The following is a 16410-nucleotide window of genomic DNA, read 5'->3' as shown; positions in this document are numbered from 1 at the left end:
CTCGTCATGGAGTACAGGCAACTCGGCGCTTCCGGTCTCACCGTTCCCGTCCTGAGTTTCGGCGCCGGCACGTTCGGCGGCGAGGGCCCGCTGTTCGGGGCCTGGGGCAACACCGACGCCCGCGAGGCGCGCCGCCTCGTCGACATCTGCATCGACGCCGGGATCACGCTCTTCGACACCGCCGACGTCTACTCCGCGGGCGCCTCGGAATCCGTCCTCGGCGCGGCCGTGCGGGGCCGCCGCGACCGGGTGCTGCTGTCCACCAAGGCCGGCCTCCCCCTGGGGGACGGCCCCGGCGACGCCGGCACCTCCCGCTCGCGCCTCATCAGGGCCACCGAGGACGCCCTGCGGCGCCTGGACACCGACCACATCGACCTGTTCCAGCTGCACGCCTTCGACGCGGCCACCCCGGTCGAGGAGGTCCTGTCCGCCCTCGACCAGCTCGTGCGCGCCGGGAAGATCCGCTACGTCGGCGTCTCCAACTTCGCGGGCTGGCAGCTGATGAAGTCCCTGGCCGCGGCCGACCGCCACGGCTTCCCCCGGTACGTCGCCCACCAGGTGTACTACTCCCTCATCGGCCGCGACTACGAGTGGGAACTGCTGCCGCTCGGCCGCGACCAGGGCGTCGGCGCCCTCGTGTGGAGCCCGCTGGGCTGGGGCCGGCTCACCGGGAAGGTGCGCCGCGGCCGCCCGCTGCCCTCCGGGAGCCGGCTGCACGCGACCGCGGACTACGGCCCGCCGGTCGACGACGACCTGCTGTACGACGTCGTCGACGTACTCGACGACGTGGCGCGGGAAACGGGCCGGACCGTGCCCCAGGTCGCCCTCAACTGGCTGCTGGGCCGGCCCACCGTGTCCTCCGTGATCATCGGCGCCCGCAACGAGGAGCAGCTGCGCCAGAACATCGGGGCCGTCGGCTGGAGCCTGACGCCGGAGCAGAGCGCGCGCCTGGACGCCGCCAGCCACCGCCCGGCGCCCTACCCCTACTTCCCGTACGAGCGGCAGGAGGGGTTCGCCCGCCTCAACCCTCCGCTGACGGCCCCGGCCCCGGGCAGGCCCGCGTAGGGACTCCGGGCGGCGGCACCGGCCGCCGTCCGACCGCCCGCCAGCCGGCGGTCGCCCGTCAGCCGGCGGTCGCCAGGCGGTCACGCCACCAGTCCACGGTCGCCTCGACCTGCCGGTCGAGGGGCGTGGCCCGGACCGCGAACTCGGCCTCGTAGGCACGGGAATCGACCACGAACGGGTGGTCGAACTGGTAGCGGACCTCCTTCAGCTCGCGGAGCAGCGGCGAGAAGAGCGAGGCAGCCGCCAGCACGGCCGGGGGGAGCCTGCGCACCGCGACCGGCCCCGTCCCCGACCGCTCGGCCAGGCGGCCGGCCATCTCGCGGACGGACAGCGCGGGCTCCGTCGGGACGTGCCAGGCGCGCCCCCAGGCCCGCTCCTCGCCCGCGACCTCCACGAGGGCGGTGGCCACGTCGGGCAGATAGGTCCAGCTGTGCGGGGCGTCCGGGTCCCCGAGGGTGGAGACCGGCCTGCCGCGCAGCAGCGCCGGCACGACCCGGGCGGCCAGGTGTCCGCCGTCGGTCACGCCGGGTCCGAAGAAGTCCGAGGCCCGCACTTCGACGGCCCGGATGCGGCCCTGCTCGTGCAGCTTCCGCGTCTGCTCCCAGGCGGCGGCGCGGACCCGCCCCTTGGTGCCGGTCGCCGCGAGCGGCAGCCGCTCGGTCAGGGGGCCGTCCACCGGGCCGTAGCCGTAGAGGTTCCCGAGCACGGCCAGGACGGCCCCGGTCGCCTCGGCGGCGGCGCAGAGCGACGCGGACAGCGCCGGCCATTCGCCCGCCCAGCGGTGGTAGGGGGGTGCGGCGCAGCCGTACAGGGCGGCCGCGCCCTTCGCGGCCTCGGCCAGCAGCCCGGCGTCCCGCGCGTCGAGCGCGATGTGCTCGATCCCGGGTTCCGGGCGGCGGCCCGACGCGGTGACGACCCGTACGGACTTGCCCTGCGCGGCCAGCAGCCGGGCGGTGGCGGCTCCGGCGGGCCCGAATCCCACGACAACATGAAGGTTCACCGTACGCACCCTAACCTGCGGGCCCGTTGTGGCCGGTCGCGCAGTTCCCCGCGCCCCTTCGGGCGCCGCCGAACCGCAGCCATGTGACTCCGTTTCAGGTGCGGCCGGGCAAGGCACCGGCGAGCCGGCTGCGGCGGGATGTGGCCGAACCCCGCCGGAATCCGGCTGCCGTTCGCCTGGCGTATCCCCCGCGGCCACGCCAGGCTCCCTCTCCGGTCCCCCGGGCCCGCTGTGCTGGGGGCGCTCCGCACCCCCTCAACCGCAGAGGTCATCCGCCATGGCAGAACTCAACCGCCGCCGGTTCCTGCAGCTCACCGGTGGCGCCGCCGCCCTGAGCATGCTGGGCGACAGCATCGCGCGCGCTGCCGCGATCCCCGCACAGGGGACCACCGGCACCATCGCCGACGTCGAGCACATCGTGGTGCTCATGCAGGAGAACCGTTCCTTCGACCACTACTTCGGCACGCTGCGCGGTGTGCGCGGCTTCGGCGACCCGCGCCCGGTGACCCTGCCCGGCGGCAAGTCCGTCTGGCACCAGGCCGACAACGCGGGCAAGGAGACGCTGCCGTTCCGGCCGCCGTCGGACGACCTCGGCATGGAGTTCCTGCAGGGCCTCAACCACGACTGGGCGGGCGGACAGAGCGCCTTCAACAAGGGCAAGTACGACAACTGGGTGCCCGCCAAGACGCCCGCCACCATGGCGTACCTGACGCGCGACGACATCCCGTTCCACTACGCCCTCGCCGACGCGTTCACCATCTGCGACGCCTACCACTGCTCGTTCATCGGCTCCACCGACCCCAACCGCTACTACCTGTGGTCGGGCCACACCGGCAACGACGGCAAGGGCGGCGGCCCGGTCCTCGACAACGCCGAGGCCGGCTACGGCTGGACCACCTACCCGGAGCGCCTGGAGGCGGCCGGAATCTCCTGGAAGGTGTACCAGGACATCGGCGACGGCCTCGACGCGGCCGGTTCCTGGGGCTGGATCAACGACGCCTACCGCGGCAACTACGGCGACAACTCGCTCCTCTACTTCAACAACTACCGGGGCGCCCAGCCCGGCAACCCGCTCCACGACAAGGCCCGCACCGGTACCAACGCCAAGGCCGGCGAGGGCTACTTCGACCGGTTGCGCGCGGACGTCCAGGCCGGCAGGCTGCCCCGGATCTCCTGGATCGCCGCCCCCGAGGCCTTCAGCGAGCACTCCAACTGGCCCTCCAACTACGGCGCCTGGTACATCGCGCAGGTGCTGGACGCCCTCACCTCGAACCCGGACGTGTGGGCCCGTACCGCCCTGTTCATCACCTACGACGAGAACGACGGCTTCTTCGACCACGTCGTCCCGCCGTACGCCCCCGCCGACGCCAACCAGGGCCTGTCGACCACGCCCACCGCACTGGACGTCTTCGGCGGCAAGCCCGGCTACGTCGCCGGCCCGTACGGCCTGGGCCCGCGCGTGCCGATGCTGGTCGTCTCCCCGTGGAGCACCGGCGGCTACTCCTGCTCCGAGACCTTCGACCACACCTCGGTCATCCGCTTCATGGAGAAGCGCTTCGGCGTCCTGGAGCCCAACATATCGCCCTGGCGCCGCGCCGTCTGCGGTGACCTGACCTCCGCCTTCGACTTCGCCCGCAAGGACACCGGCGAGGTCCGGCTGCCCGACACCGGCGGCTGGCAGCCGCAGGACCGCGAGCGCCACCCCGACTTCCGCGCCGTCCCGCCGGCGGTGGGCAGCATGCCCCGCCAGGAGAAGGGCCTGCGCCCCACCCGCCCGCTGAAGTACGCCCCGTACGTGGACGGCACCGCCCTCACCGGCGAGGGGAAGTTCCGGCTGGCCTTCGGCGCCGGCCCGGGCCTGGGCGCGCAGTTCCACGTCACCTCCGGCAACCGCACCGACGCCCCCTGGACGTACACGGCCGAGGCCGGGAAGTCGATCGCGGACACCTGGAACACCCGCTACTCGGCCGGGGTCACCGACCTGACCGTGCACGGCCCGAACGGCTTCCTGCGCCGCTTCCGCAACCCCGGCACCACCCCGGGCCCGGAGGTCACCGCCCGCCACAACACCACCACCGGCAACCTGGACCTCACCTGCACCAACGCCGGCGGCTCGACGGCCACCCTCACGGTCGCCAGCGCCTACGGCGGCGACCCGAAGCGCCTCACGGTCGCCCGGGGCGCCACGGTCACGCACACCGTCTCCTCGAAGAACAGCCGCCGCTGGTACGACGTGACGGTCACCGCGTCCGGGACCCCGGACTTCGTACGCCGCTTCGCGGGCAAGGTCGAGACCGGCGCCGCCGGCCTCTCGGACCCGGCGATCCTGACCGACCCGTCGTCCTGACCCGGGGATCAGCCGAGTCCGGAGGCCCGGAACACGGACTCGGCTGCCTCCCGGTCGACGCGTGCGGCCAGTCGCCGCAGCGCGGTCGCCCCGTACCGCAGCGTGCCGCGCCGCACCGAGGCCCGGGCATCGGTGTCGAACCGGTGCCACATGAGGGGGTTGGCGACGAGCACGCCGGGGTCGATCTCGGCGTGCCGGCCGCCGGTGTCCTGGAGGAGCAGGCGCTGGGCGACGCCGTCGGACCAGCGGACGGACACCAGGGCGTCGGTGCGGACCGTGCACGCGCCGCACAGCGTGCGCACGGTCAGGCGGCCGGGCTCCACCCGGACCAGGGGCGGCAGCAGGACGGCGAAGACCAGCAGGCCGAGGCCGGCCCACAGGGCGGCCCGCGGCCAGGAGGCCGCGCCGCCGGCCGTGTCGACGGCCAGCAGCGATGCGGTCAGGAGCCCGGCGGCGAGGACCGCGGTACGGCGTTCCCCGGCCCAGCGGGTGTCCTGTGCGGCAGTGCCGCGGGAGCCCACCGACCCCGGATGCGGACGTGCTCCCTGCCTCGCGCCCGGCCTCGCACGCCCCGCCGCCGGTCCGGTGAATCCTCGTTCCATGAGCAGGACGCTAGAGGCGTCTGCCGGGGATCCCGCCGCTCCTGACGCCACGCTTACGCCCCTCTGGCGGAATCGGTACGGTCGGCCCGGCGCCGAGCGGCACCGCGCCCTCGCACCGGGCGAGTTCACGCAGGTCGAGCGGCCGCCGTCAGGCGTTGCGGCGGCGGGCCGTGCCGTACGCCGCCTCCAGCGGGGACGGGGGCACCGCTGCCCGGTCCGCCGCCCGGGGGCTGCCACGCCAGTACGGCGCACAGCTCCGCCTTCCGCATCCGCGCCACCATCCAAGGACGGGAACGGAGCGCGCGACAGCGGCGCTGACGGCCTTCTGACACGGTGGCCGACTTCCTGGCGCGTTCCTTACGGGGCGGGTGTCAGCCGACGTGGACGTGCGGGCGGCGGGCCCGGTCCGGTTCGGCCTCGCGGACCACCTCGCGGGTGACCGGGGCGACCTCGCCCTGCCCGAAGAGGAAGAACCGCAGGAAGTTGGCGAGGGGGTTGCCCTCGGTCCACTCGAAGTAGATGTGGGGGCGCTGCCCGGTCTCGTCGCGTATGTGGAGCAGCAGGGCGGCGAGCGCGTTGGGGATGGAGGAGGACTCCAGGGTCAGGACGCGGTGGCGGTCGTGCATGACCTCGCCCTTGACCTTGAGGCCGGCCTCGAACTCGGACGGGTCGAGGACGGTGACCTCGACGAAGAGGAAGTCGTCGCCGGGCGGGATGTCGTTGTCGGCCCGGATCTGGTCGATCTTCTCCCGGTACTCGGCCGTGTCGCGGTTGTCCGGCTCGTTGGCGATGAAGCGGATGGTGCGGGTGGCCGTGTCCCGGATGAAGCGTTCCGCCATGTCGTCGAACTCGACGTGGGTGACGCGCAGTTCGAAAACGCGGGCCAGGCGGGAGAGGAGCGACAGGGCGATGATGCCGGCGATGAAGCAGGCGCCGATCTTCACGCCGTCCGGCCGCTCGATCACGTTCACGGCCGTGGTGTAGATGAAGACGGCGGAGATGACGGAGAAGGCGATGGTCCAGCCGCGTTCGCGGGCGCGGCGGGCGGCGATGGTCACGGCGACGGCCGCCGAGGTGATGAGGACGAGGACACCGGTGGCGTACGCGCCGCCCTGGGCGTCGACGTCGGCGTTGAAGATCCAGGTCACGAGGAAGGCGATCAGCGTGAACACGATCACCATGGGCCGCAGGGCGCGGGCCCAGTGCGGGGCCATGCCGTAGCGGGGCAGGTAGCGCGGCATCAGGTTGAGCAGGCCGGCCATGGCCGAGGACCCCGCGAACCACAGGATGAGGATCGTGGAGATGTCGTAGACGGTGCCGAAGCCCGAGCCGAGGTATTCGTGCGCCAGGTAGGCGAGGGCACGGCCGTTGGCCTCGCCGCCGGACGTGAAGGCGTCGGCCGGGATCAGCAGCGTGGTGATGAAGCTGGAGCAGATGAGGAACACGCTCATGATCACCGCGGCGGTGGTGAGGAGCTTCCTGGTGCCCTTGGTCCGGCCGGCGGGCCGGTCCGGGGCGTCGCCCGGCTCGCCCTTGACGTGCGGCATCACGGCCACGCCGGTCTCGAACCCGGACAGGCCCAGCGCCAGCTTGGGGAAGACCACGAGCGCGATGGCGATCATCATGACCGGGTTGCCGTAGTCGGTGGTCAGCGCGTTGGTCCAGTTGGTGATCACCTGCGGGTGGGTGGCCACCTGCCACAGGCCGACCGCGACGACGACCGCGTTGAGCAGCAGGTACGAGACGACAAGGGCCACGGCCAGGCCGATCGCCTCGCTGAAGCCCTTGAGGAACACGGCGCCGAGGAGCGCGATCAGGATCAGGGTGATGAGCACCTCGTGCCCGTGCAGGGTGCTGGTGAGGTGCGGGTTCTCCACCATGTGCGCGGTGGCGTCGGCGGCCGACAGGGTGATGGTGATCAGGAAGTCGGTCGCGGCGAACCCGAGGAGGGTCAGGACGAAGAGCTTGCCCTTCCAGAACGACAGCAGCCGCTCCAGCATCGCGATCGAGCCCTCGCCGTGCGGGCTCTCCTTGGCGACGCGGCGGTAAACGGGCAGGGCGCCGAACAGGGTGAGCAGCACCAGCACGATCGTCGCCAGCGGCGACAGCAGCCCGGCCGCGAGCGCCGCGATGCCGGGCTGGTAGCCGAGGGTGGAGAAGTAGTCGAGGCCGGTCAGGCACATCACGCGGTACCAGGGCTTGCCCTCGTGCACGGTCTCGGGGTGCTGCTGCTGTTTGTGGCGGCGGTCGGTCAAGCCTTCCAGCAGCCACGCGCGCAGGCGCGAGGAGCGGGCAGGGGTGGCCATCGTGGGGCGCTCCTGTCGTACGGCACGGATTCAGCCATCGACGTCGACGGCTGAGCCAGCGTACGCAGCCGGAACCCGGCCAGTACGTCCATATCGTCGTCTGACGAAATCCTGACGCGCCCTTAACGCCGCACCCTCCGGACGGCCCGGGAACCCACCCGCGGGAGACGTCGGAGCGCCGCCAAGGGGTGCGTCAGCGGGTGTCGGCGGTGAGGGTGATGCGGAAGCGCAGGCGGCAGATGACCGCGTCGGTGTCCCGGCGTACGGCGTGGGCGACCACCGAGCCGCGCTGGTTCTGCAGGATCCGCTGCCAGACGCGTTCCGGCTCGGTCTCCGGGATGAGGACGGTCACCTGGGTGTCCGGCCGCTGCTCGGCCGGCCCGCGGACGTACCCGGACACGGGGCGGCCCGGTGAGCGGGTCGGCGAGGGGACTGCCCGCCGAGGACCGGCGCGTGCTCGCCGCCTTCGCCGCCCAGGCGGCCGTCGTACTCGACCGGCAGCGGCTGGTCGGCGAGGCCGAGGAGGCGCGCAGGCTCGCCGAGGGCAACCGCATCCGCACCGCACTCCTCGCCGCCGTCAGCCACGACCTGCGCACCCCGCCGGCCGGCATCAAGGCGTCCGTCACCTCGCTGCGCTCCGAGGACGTGGAGTGGTCGGAGGAGGGCGCCGACCGCCTCGCCGCGCTGATCGGGAACCTCCTGGACATGTCCCGGCTCAACACCGGCACGGTCGTCCCCCTCATCCGCGAGACCGACCTCGACGAGGTGGTCCCGATGGCGCTGGGCGGCGTACCGGAGGACAGCGTCGACCTCGACATCCCCGAGACAATCCCGATGGTCGCGGTCGACCGCGGCCTCCTCGAACGCGCCGTCGCCAACATCGTCGAGAACGCCGTCAAGTACAGCCCCGACGGACACCCGGTCCTCGTCACCGCCAGCACCCTGCACGACCGCGTCGAACTCCGCATGGTCGACCGCGGACCCGGTGTCCCCGACGACGCCGAGGACCGCATCTTCGAGCCCTTCCAGCGCCACGGCGACGCCCCGCGCGGCGCCGGCGTCGGCCTGGGCCTCGCCGTCGCCCGCGGCTTCACCGAAGCCGTCGGCGGCACCCTCACCGCGGACGACACCCCGGGCGGCGGCCTGACCATGGTCCTCACCCTCCCCCAGGCCGTCGGCTCACCCCCGACACGGCCGGAACTCCCCCACGCGGTCCTCACCTGACGCCGCACCGGCACAGGCCGATTTCCGACGGCGGGCCGCCTCCCGCCGCACACGCCCTGGCATGATCGCAACCACCGACCAGAACGCAGATCCGAGGACCGCCATGGGAATCACCCACTACCTCGCCCTGCCGATCGCCGCGATCGCACTGCTGCTCGCCGCCTCCGGCACCGCCACCCTCAGCCGGGGCTGGATACTGCCCTGGCAGCGCCGCCACATCGTCCGCCTCCGGCTGTTCGGCTGGGCCCAGCTGCTCATCGCCGCCGGGCTCGGCGCCCAGCTGGTCGGGCTGCTGGCCGTCGACGCCGCCTACCGGCCGGTGATCACCATGCCGGGCGTGGTGGTGCTCCTGTTCTCCCTGGCCCTGGCCACCCGAGCCCAGCACCTGCCGCGCACCACGCGCTGACGCACCTTCCGGGCACCGACAGGCCGCTCGGCGGAACCCGTCCGGCATGCCGTACCGAACGGTCACAAGATCGGGTAGGAGGGAACGAGTCGTGCGCTGCGCACATCTAGCAGTACGGCGCGGCCCCACCGGGGCATCGCCGTACGGTATCTGCACAGTGTGAGCGGCAAGGCGGGGCTGGGATGAAGGCGATGACGGTCGCGGGCGGTTCTCCGGACGACCCGGAACTCGGAACGAGCACCACCGCGGGAGCGGGCCCCGACGACACGCCCACGGAACCGGACACCGCGGACGTCGCCGAGACCGGGGACGACGAGCCCGAAAACACGCCTGCCGTCGCATCGCCCGCGGCCGACGACACGGACCGGCGGAAAACGGATGCCGGGGCCGACCGTGAGGACGCGGCAGCGCCGTCCGCACCCGCCCCTGCCGCAGGCGGCGACGAAGCCGCGCCCAGCGGGCCGAAGGCCCGGCCGTCGGCGGGCGGTCAGGCCGACACCGAGGCGGAACCCGGCAGGAGGACCAGCCGCACGCAGCCCGCGCGCGGCACCGCCACGTCCGGCGACACCCCCAAAACCGAGCCCGAGGCCGAGCCCGAAACCGAGGCCGACACCAGGGGGAAAGCCGACCGTTCACCCGCCCTTGCGGGACCTCCGGCCGACGACACGGCCGAGCCCCATTCCGAGCCCGAGGCCGACGCCGAGGCCGAGGCAGAAACCGAGGCCGAGCCCGAGGCTGGCACCGAGCCCGAAACCGAGGCCGAAACCGAGGCCGAACCCGAGGCTGACGCCGAACCCGAAGCCGAACCCGAGGCTGATGCCGGGGCAGCGAACGACACGGACGCGGAAGCCGGGGCCGCGGGCGACACGGCGACGGAAGCCGGGGCCGGGGCCGGGAAGCGGGACGACGACACGCACGTGCTCGCCGTGCCGGCGCGTACCGCCGCCGCCGCGCCCAAGAGAGATACCGGGACCGATGGCACGGGTGCCGTCGCGTCGCCCGCGCCCAAGGCGTCCGCACCGGGCAATGAGCCCGCGAGCGGGACGCGACCCGCCCCTGACGCCGAGGCCGACGAGAAGGCCGATGGGAAGGCCGATGGGAAGGCCGACGGCGGGCCGAAGCTCACCCGGCCCGCATCCGACAAGCCGGGGGCGGGCTCCAAGGCCGGGTCAGAGCCTGCATCGGACACCGAGGAGCCGAGCGCAGCCGACGACGCTGCCGCGGCGGGCAGCGAACCCGGGCGCGGGACTCGGCCCGCCGCCGGCACCGGAAAGGACACCGGGCCCGAGCCGGATGACGCGCCCGCACGCCGCACCGGGAAGACCGCAGCCGGAACCGCATCCGACGCCGACGCCGACGCCGACGCCGACGAGATGGCCGACCGCACGCTGGCGATCCCCAAGCTGCCGCACCACGGGGCCAAGGCCGGGACCAAGCGCGCGACGCGCACCGACGCGCCGGGGGACGGGACCGAGGCCGCCGCCGAGGGCGACGGCCGGAGGGTGCCCGCGTGGGCTCGGGGAGAGGGGGAGGAAAGCGACTCCGAGCGGACGAGCAAGCTCGTCGCCCTCGTGCCGCCCGACGTGCCGGCTCCCGCCGCGCCGCGGCCCCGGCCGCAACCCCAGTCCTCCACGCCCTCCACGCCCTCCACGCCCACGACGCCCCAGGCACCGCTGGATCTGCTGGCCGAGCTCACCAACACCCCTCCCCCGCCGGAGACCCCCCGCCGGACCGCGCTGCGCCGCGTCAAGGTGTGGACGCCGATCCTGCTGCTCCTCACCGGGGCCTTCGTCGGCGCCCAGTTGCTGCGTCCGCTCCCCGCCCCCCGGCTCGTCGCCGCCGAGACCGCTCACGCCGTCGACGGGCAGTTCTCCATCCCCTGGCCCGCCAAGGGCCAGGGGGCCGTCCGCATCCCCGGTTCCGGCGACGTCGGCACGTTCGGCGAGCAGAAGCCCGTCCCCACGGCCAGCGTGGCCAAGGTGATGACGGCCTACGTGATCCTCAAGGGCCACCCCTTGCGCAAGAACGAGCCGGGTCCCGCCATCACGGTCGACGCGAAGGCCGTGGCCGACGGCAACTCCGAGAGCGAGTCCCGGATCCAGGGGCTCACGGCCGGGTCGAAGTTCGGCCAGCTGGACATGCTCAAGATGCTGATGATCCCGTCGGGCAACAACGTCGCCCGCCTGCTGGCCCGTTGGGATGCAGGCAGCGACTCCGAGGCCGCGTTCGTGGGGAAGATGAACGCCGCCGCCAAGGAGCTCGGCATGAAGGACACCACGTACACGGACCCGAGCGGCCTGGACGCCGGCACCGTCAGCACGGCCACCGACCAGTTGAAGCTGGCCGAGGCGGTGATGAAGGACGAGGTGTTCCGCACGATCGTCGCGATGCCCAGCGCACCCGTCAAGGGCCTGGCCGAGCCGCTCATCAACAACAACGACCTGCTCAGCGTGCAGGACCTCAGTGTCCGCGGTATCAAGACCGGCTCCAGCACACCGGCCGGCGGAACGCTGATGTGGGCGGCGTACAAGTCGGTCGGCGACGAAACCCCGCTGATCCTCGGCACGTTGATGGATCAGCGCGTGGACGGCCCGGACGAGAGCGGGCGGAAGAGCCTGGCCCTGGTGCTGGCGAACAGCAAGAAGACCATCGAAGCGGTGCGGACGGCCCTGGCGTCCACCCCGCTCGTCCGCAAGGGCGACACGGTCGGCTACGTGGACGACGGTCTCGGCGGCCGCACGCCGCTCGTGGCCACCAAGGACCTGAGCGTGATCGGCGTTCCGGGCCAGCAGCTCAAGCTGACGATCGCCGCCGGTGCCTCGCCGCTGCCGCACAAGGCGAAGGCCGGCACGGAGGTCGGCACCCTGACGGCCGGTGACGGTGAAGGGGCCAAGAGCATCCCGGTGGCCGTTCGAAGCGCCCTGATCGAACCCTCCGCCGGAGCCAGGCTCACCCGCCTCGGCTGAACGACCGTGAACAACATCCGGTTGGGGCTGTCCGAGCTGCGCGAGCACCGACGCGGCAAGGACGGCCCCGGACCGCCCGGCGGCGCGGCCCCGGCGGCCTACGGGGCCTTCAGCACGGCGGAGAGCCGCTCCAGGGCAGCGGGCAGGACCCAGTAGTAGACCCAGGTGCCGCGGCGTTCGCAGTCGACGAGGCCGGCCTGCCGCAGCAGCTTGAGGTGGTGGGAGATCGTCGGCTGGGACAGTGCGAAGGCCGGGGTCAGCTCGCACACGCAGACCTCGCCGCCGTCCCGGGAGGCGATCATCGACAGGAGCCGCAGCCGGACCGGGTCGCCCAGGGCCTTGAACACCTTCGCCAGGTCAGCGGCCTGGTCCTCGTCCAGCGGAGCGGCCGCGAGCCGGCCGCAGCAGCCTTCGGCGTCCTGGCCGAGAACCACGAGCTCCTGTTTTGACATGTCTCTATGTTGACGTCCTTCGATTCAAGGCGCAAGGTTGAAATCAGCCTCTTCCTGCCCTCGACGGGCAGGACATTCGTCCGTTGGGAGTCATCGTCATGAGCGAGCAGCCCACCGACCTGCGCGAGACCGTCCGCCGCCACTACGCCGCGGCAGCCGTCGAGGCCACCGGGGGCGGCACCGCATGCTGCGGGCCCGAGCCGGTCGAGGTCGACGCACGCTTCGGCTCCACCCTCTACGCCGCCGACGACCGCGAGGCGCTGCCGGCCGAGGCTGTCGCCGCCTCGCTGGGCTGCGGCAACCCGACCGCCGTCGCCGACCTGAACGAAGGCGAGCGCGTCCTGGACCTCGGCTCGGGCGGCGGCATCGACGTCCTCCTCTCCGCCCGCCGCGTCGGCCCCACCGGCAAGGCGTACGGCCTGGACATGACCGAGGAGATGCTCGCCCTCGCCCTCGCCAACGCCGCCAAGGCCGGAGCCCGCAACGTCGAGTTCCTCAAGGGCACCATCGAGGCCATCCCGCTCCCGGCCGCGACGATCGACGTCGTCATCTCGAACTGCGTGATCAACCTGTCCACCGACAAGCCGGCCGTGTTCGCCGAGACCTTCCGGGTCCTGAAGCCCGGCGGCCGGATCGGCGTCTCCGACGTCGTCGCCGACGACACCCTCACCCCGGAACAGCGGGCCGAGCGCGGCGACCACGTCGGCTGCATCGTCGGCGCCCTGTCCTTCACCGAATACCGTCACGGGCTCGAATCCGCCGGGTTCACGGACGTCGAGATCACCCCGACCCATCAGGTCGCCGAAGGCATGCACTCCGCCATCGTCCGCGCCGTCAAGCCCGGCCCGGCGGCATCCGGGGAACCCTCGGAGGTGTGCTGTGAGGCGCCTGCCGGCTGCAGCTGCGGGAGCTGAATCCACGGCACCGGGCTCCTCGACCGGCTCGCCCGCCGGCACCACGCACGAACAACGCCCCGCACCGGCGGGTGATCCTGACGATCCGTTCACCGGACTCGTCTTCTGCGCCGATCCGACGGCCGACCACCGGGTCCGCACCAGGTCCTCGAACGACTCCATCAACTGCCCGAAGAAACCGGCGTCCCGCAGATCACCGTCCACGAAACGAGCCGCCCGGCAACGCGGCTGCGACCACCATGGCTCCGGACACGCGAACGGCCGTCCTCTCGTGGATGAGAGAACGACCTCCGACCTGCTAAAAGCACGGTCGGGACGACAGGAGTTGAACCTGCGACCCCTTGACCCCCAGATCGATGGGTCGGAGGGAAAATCGTGACATACGCCCCAATCTCAGGGCGCACAGCGTGTACTTATGTACCTGCCGTGCGCCCACCGACGTGGGCGGTGGTCCCCAACTGGTCCCCAAGGCCGCTCCCTCTCGGCCCGGCGGCGAAGGTCGCTGACGACCTCACGCCAACGCCACCTTCCCTCCCAGCTGCCGTTCTCGTGGCCGCCGGGCTCCCAGTCCGCGAGCTCTTCCAGCCGCTTGAGCAGGGCATCCGGTTCGACAGGAGCGCGGTAGGTGCGCTCGTCGTCGAGCTGGCCGGCGATGTCGTGGAGTTGGTGGGCAGCGCGGTAGTAGGAGAGTTGGGTGTCGGTCAGCCGGCGCGCAGAGTAGCCGCCGCACTTGCTGCACCAGTCCCAGTCGTCACGGGCCAGCAGGTCGGAGACGCTCAGGAGATCGTCGCTGTGCGCGAGACCACGGTCCCGCGTGTGCCGACAGAAGGGTGAATGTCCCTTGCCTTCGAACGCGGGATCCGCGTTCGTGGCGTAGATCTGCACCGGTCCCAGTACGCCCAGCGGTAGGCCGCTACCGCCGCGCCAGCGGTCGGTGCTGGGCGGTCGGAACGGCGTCAGGTCCAGGGGGCCGGGCGTGAGCAGGCCCTCCCAGACCGTGACCGACAGCACGCCGGAGCGTCCGGTGTCGAGGCTCCGCAGGTCGGGAACGCCGCGTGCCATGGCGAGCGTACGCAGATTGTGCTCCTTCGCCCGCTCCCCGTGCGCCCACCGGACGACTGCCTGAGCCCCGGCTGCAAGACCCAGGTCAGTCCCGGAGCAGTCATCCTGCCCTGCGCCGACGTGGCCCGGGTGAGGGCCCTCGTCAGCTTCCGATGTGGGGTGGACCTCCTTCATCCACGGTTTGATCACGCTGTCGGGAAGGTCCGACGCGCCAGCGACGATGACGCCGAGCCAGCCCTGCTCGACGCGCTTCTCGATGACCTCGAGGGGCAAGACCTCCGCTCCTCCGCTCGTCGAGAAGACGATGTAGAGCTGGTCGGCGGCGTACGAGAAGTTCCGCAGCGCTCGCAAATGAGCAGGGGTAACGGGCTGGCGGTCGAAGACAGCGGTGTCGTCGAAGACCCCGGGCACCACGGAGCCGGGTTGTGCCTGGAGGACGGCCTCCGCCGGCGCGGCTTCGGCCCCGCTCTCGCATGCGAGGGCGCTCGAAGATCCGAGGAGTCTGTCAGCGACGAGGGTAGGTACCTTCAGCGTCAAGGTGCGTCGGCTCCAGTCGGCGGTCACGGTCCAGGTCACCACCACCCCAAGGGTCCACCGATCCAGGCCGTCCAGGGCATCACGTGTATTCCCGCGCGAAGGCTCCTCCGTGTCCTCCGGCAAGCGTGCCGTGACCCACACCGTCGGTGTCGAATCCGTCGTCGCGGCAGCGGCGCGGGCCTCGTCCTCCCAGGACTGGATCAGGCGGGCGGCTCCTTCCAGAGCTTCCGCGTGCCCCTTCTTGTTGGACCTGATGCCCTCCACCAGTTCATAACGCCTGAACGCCCGGGCGGCCGGTCCCTCCCAGCCGCCTTCGGCCGCGTACTGCCACCTGCGCCATAGCGCGCTCAGGCCAGTGGAGATCTGACTGCGGTTGCCAAGCACCGCGAAAGCAGGATCGTCGGCGGGCAATGTGGGCGTTTCCAGTGCTGCAACTGCAGCGGCTACGACGAGACCGGCCGGCTCCACGAAGAGGGCTGCCTGCGCCCGGAGACTCTCAAGGTAACCCTCCTTCGCCAACAGCTTCGGCCGCGCCCAGTCCGTCAGCCAAGGGAAGTGGGCGATGACGGCCTGCGCTCGGTGAAGGCTCCCCGCGGCATGACGCCAGCGGGACAAGACCTGCTCCTGCAGCTCGTCAGCCTCCCTACGCGCTTCCCACCGCCCGCCATCTTCCTCGTCGCCCTCGTCCGCAGCATCCCGTTCCGAGCGCAGGAGCTCGACTGCGGCCCGCACCTCTTCCTGCGCCCAGTACACGTCCTCGTCCGGCTCCGCATAAGCCTGCAGCTGGTGAAGCAGTCCCGCCCCGCCGAGCGCCCCCATGAAGATGCCCAGCCCAGACGTCGGCCGCGCCCTCGGCCCCCAGTCCGCACAACCCGAGCAGAACCGGTCCACGACGTCCGCACCCAACGGGACCTCGGTCGTCGTCACGTTGGTCGTACGGAGCTGGCCGCATTCCCTCCGGACATGCAATCTGGCGTTCTTGCCCTTCGCCGAATAGACGGTGATCTTGGTGCCCTCAAACGGTCCGAGCGGTACATCAGCTGTCAGCATGCGGTCGCGCACAAACTCCCCCTTCTCCTGCCTCGCGAGCTTTGAGCCGAGCAGTGACACACGCCGCCAGACGATAAATCTCCAACCCCTCCAATCAACCGGCGCACAAGTGCACTTGCCTGTCGGCCAGAGTGACGGCGCGCTGCAACGCCCGCCGACACCAGGCGCGGGGAGGATGCCTTATGCGGACCAAGGCGAGGTTGTGAGCCGACTCCGCTCCCTCACCCTTTGCCCCCCCAGCAGGTCACCTCGAGTATCCGCCCATAACAGACTTAATCCGGGGGCGAGTTGTGCATGGAAGGCCCCGCCGTGCGCCATCACACACCACATGGTCCGCAACTGGTCCCCACGGACGCCTCGCAGAGGCGATTCCGACAGGAGTCTCCGAGTCAGTCTGGGCGGGCAGTAACGCACCGAAACTGCAGAGGAGCCTGCTGAAGACGCACACCATCCGCGCCGTCGCCGGAGCCGCAGCGGCG

At 72.0% G+C, this 16410-nt stretch carries 10 protein-coding genes and 2 pseudogenes; 6 read left to right on the top strand and 6 right to left on the bottom strand.

All coding sequences use genetic code 11. The features are described from left to right. Positions 1 to 6: 6 nt before the first annotated feature. Complete coding sequence (locus tag ACIQUT_RS03210; RefSeq protein ID WP_403558605.1) at positions 7 to 1065, top strand: aldo/keto reductase; 1059 nt, start codon at positions 7 to 9, stop codon at positions 1063 to 1065. A 58-nt stretch (positions 1066 to 1123) separates the two neighbouring features. Here the strand turns inward: ACIQUT_RS03210 and ACIQUT_RS03205 are convergent, their stop codons facing one another. Then, positions 1124 to 2065, bottom strand: a complete 942-nt coding sequence (locus ACIQUT_RS03205) for an NAD-dependent epimerase/dehydratase family protein (RefSeq protein WP_403558603.1) — start codon at positions 2063 to 2065, stop codon at positions 1124 to 1126. 277 nt (positions 2066 to 2342) lie between these two features. Here ACIQUT_RS03205 and ACIQUT_RS03200 point away from each other — a divergent pair, with 277 nt between their 5' ends. Further along, positions 2343 to 4412 (top strand): phosphocholine-specific phospholipase C, encoded by a 2070-nt coding sequence (locus tag ACIQUT_RS03200; RefSeq protein WP_403558601.1) that lies wholly within the window; start codon positions 2343 to 2345, stop codon positions 4410 to 4412. Between the two features lie 8 nt (positions 4413 to 4420). Here ACIQUT_RS03200 and ACIQUT_RS03195 read toward each other — a convergent pair whose 3' ends face one another. The 3 genes and pseudogenes from ACIQUT_RS03195 to ACIQUT_RS03185 form a co-directional block, all read right to left on the bottom strand. Further along, positions 4421 to 4933 (bottom strand): hypothetical protein, encoded by a 513-nt coding sequence (locus ACIQUT_RS03195; RefSeq protein WP_403558599.1) that lies wholly within the window; start codon positions 4931 to 4933, stop codon positions 4421 to 4423. Between the two features lie 452 nt (positions 4934 to 5385). Continuing rightward, entirely contained in the window at positions 5386 to 7320 is a 1935-nt protein-coding gene (locus tag ACIQUT_RS03190) for an amino acid transporter (protein WP_403558597.1), read from the bottom strand. 193 nt (positions 7321 to 7513) lie between these two features. Continuing rightward, a pseudogene (locus tag ACIQUT_RS03185) lies at positions 7514 to 7753 on the bottom strand (amino acid permease); the annotation flags it as partial. Here ACIQUT_RS03185 and ACIQUT_RS03180 point away from each other — a divergent pair. From ACIQUT_RS03180 to ACIQUT_RS03170, 3 genes and pseudogenes are all read left to right on the top strand, one after another. Continuing rightward, positions 7741 to 8544 (top strand): annotated as a pseudogene (locus ACIQUT_RS03180) (sensor histidine kinase); the annotation flags it as partial. The pseudogenes ACIQUT_RS03185 and ACIQUT_RS03180 overlap by 13 nt on opposite strands. Positions 8545 to 8605: 61 nt before the next feature. Next, positions 8606 to 8950, top strand: a complete 345-nt coding sequence (locus ACIQUT_RS03175) for a hypothetical protein (protein ID WP_403558595.1) — start codon at positions 8606 to 8608, stop codon at positions 8948 to 8950. A gap of 182 nt (positions 8951 to 9132) precedes the next feature. Further along, positions 9133 to 11916 (top strand): serine hydrolase, encoded by a 2784-nt coding sequence (locus tag ACIQUT_RS03170; RefSeq protein ID WP_403558593.1) that lies wholly within the window; start codon positions 9133 to 9135, stop codon positions 11914 to 11916. Positions 11917 to 12014: 98 nt separating this feature from the next. Here ACIQUT_RS03170 and ACIQUT_RS03165 read toward each other — a convergent pair whose 3' ends face one another. After that, entirely contained in the window at positions 12015 to 12368 is a 354-nt protein-coding gene (locus tag ACIQUT_RS03165; RefSeq protein ID WP_403558591.1) for an ArsR/SmtB family transcription factor, read from the bottom strand. 98 nt (positions 12369 to 12466) lie between these two features. Here ACIQUT_RS03165 and arsM point away from each other — a divergent pair, with 98 nt between their 5' ends. Continuing rightward, positions 12467 to 13282 carry an arsenite methyltransferase gene (arsM, locus tag ACIQUT_RS03160; RefSeq protein WP_403558589.1) on the top strand — a complete coding sequence of 272 codons (816 nt, stop codon included), beginning with the start codon at positions 12467 to 12469 and terminating at the stop codon, positions 13280 to 13282. Positions 13283 to 13675: 393 nt separating this feature from the next. Here the strand turns inward: arsM and ACIQUT_RS03155 are convergent, their stop codons facing one another. Then, a complete protein-coding gene (locus tag ACIQUT_RS03155) occupies positions 13676 to 15991 on the bottom strand; it encodes a hypothetical protein (RefSeq protein ID WP_403558587.1) in 2316 nt (771 codons plus the stop codon). Between the last annotated feature and the right edge of the window lie 419 nt (positions 15992 to 16410).

Source organism: Streptomyces sp. NPDC090445, from assembly GCF_044769385.1.
GTDB lineage: Bacteria > Actinomycetota > Actinomycetes > Streptomycetales > Streptomycetaceae > Streptomyces.
The sequence above is the reverse complement of the archived record's forward strand: the minus strand, read 5'-3'. Positions and strand labels throughout refer to the sequence as shown.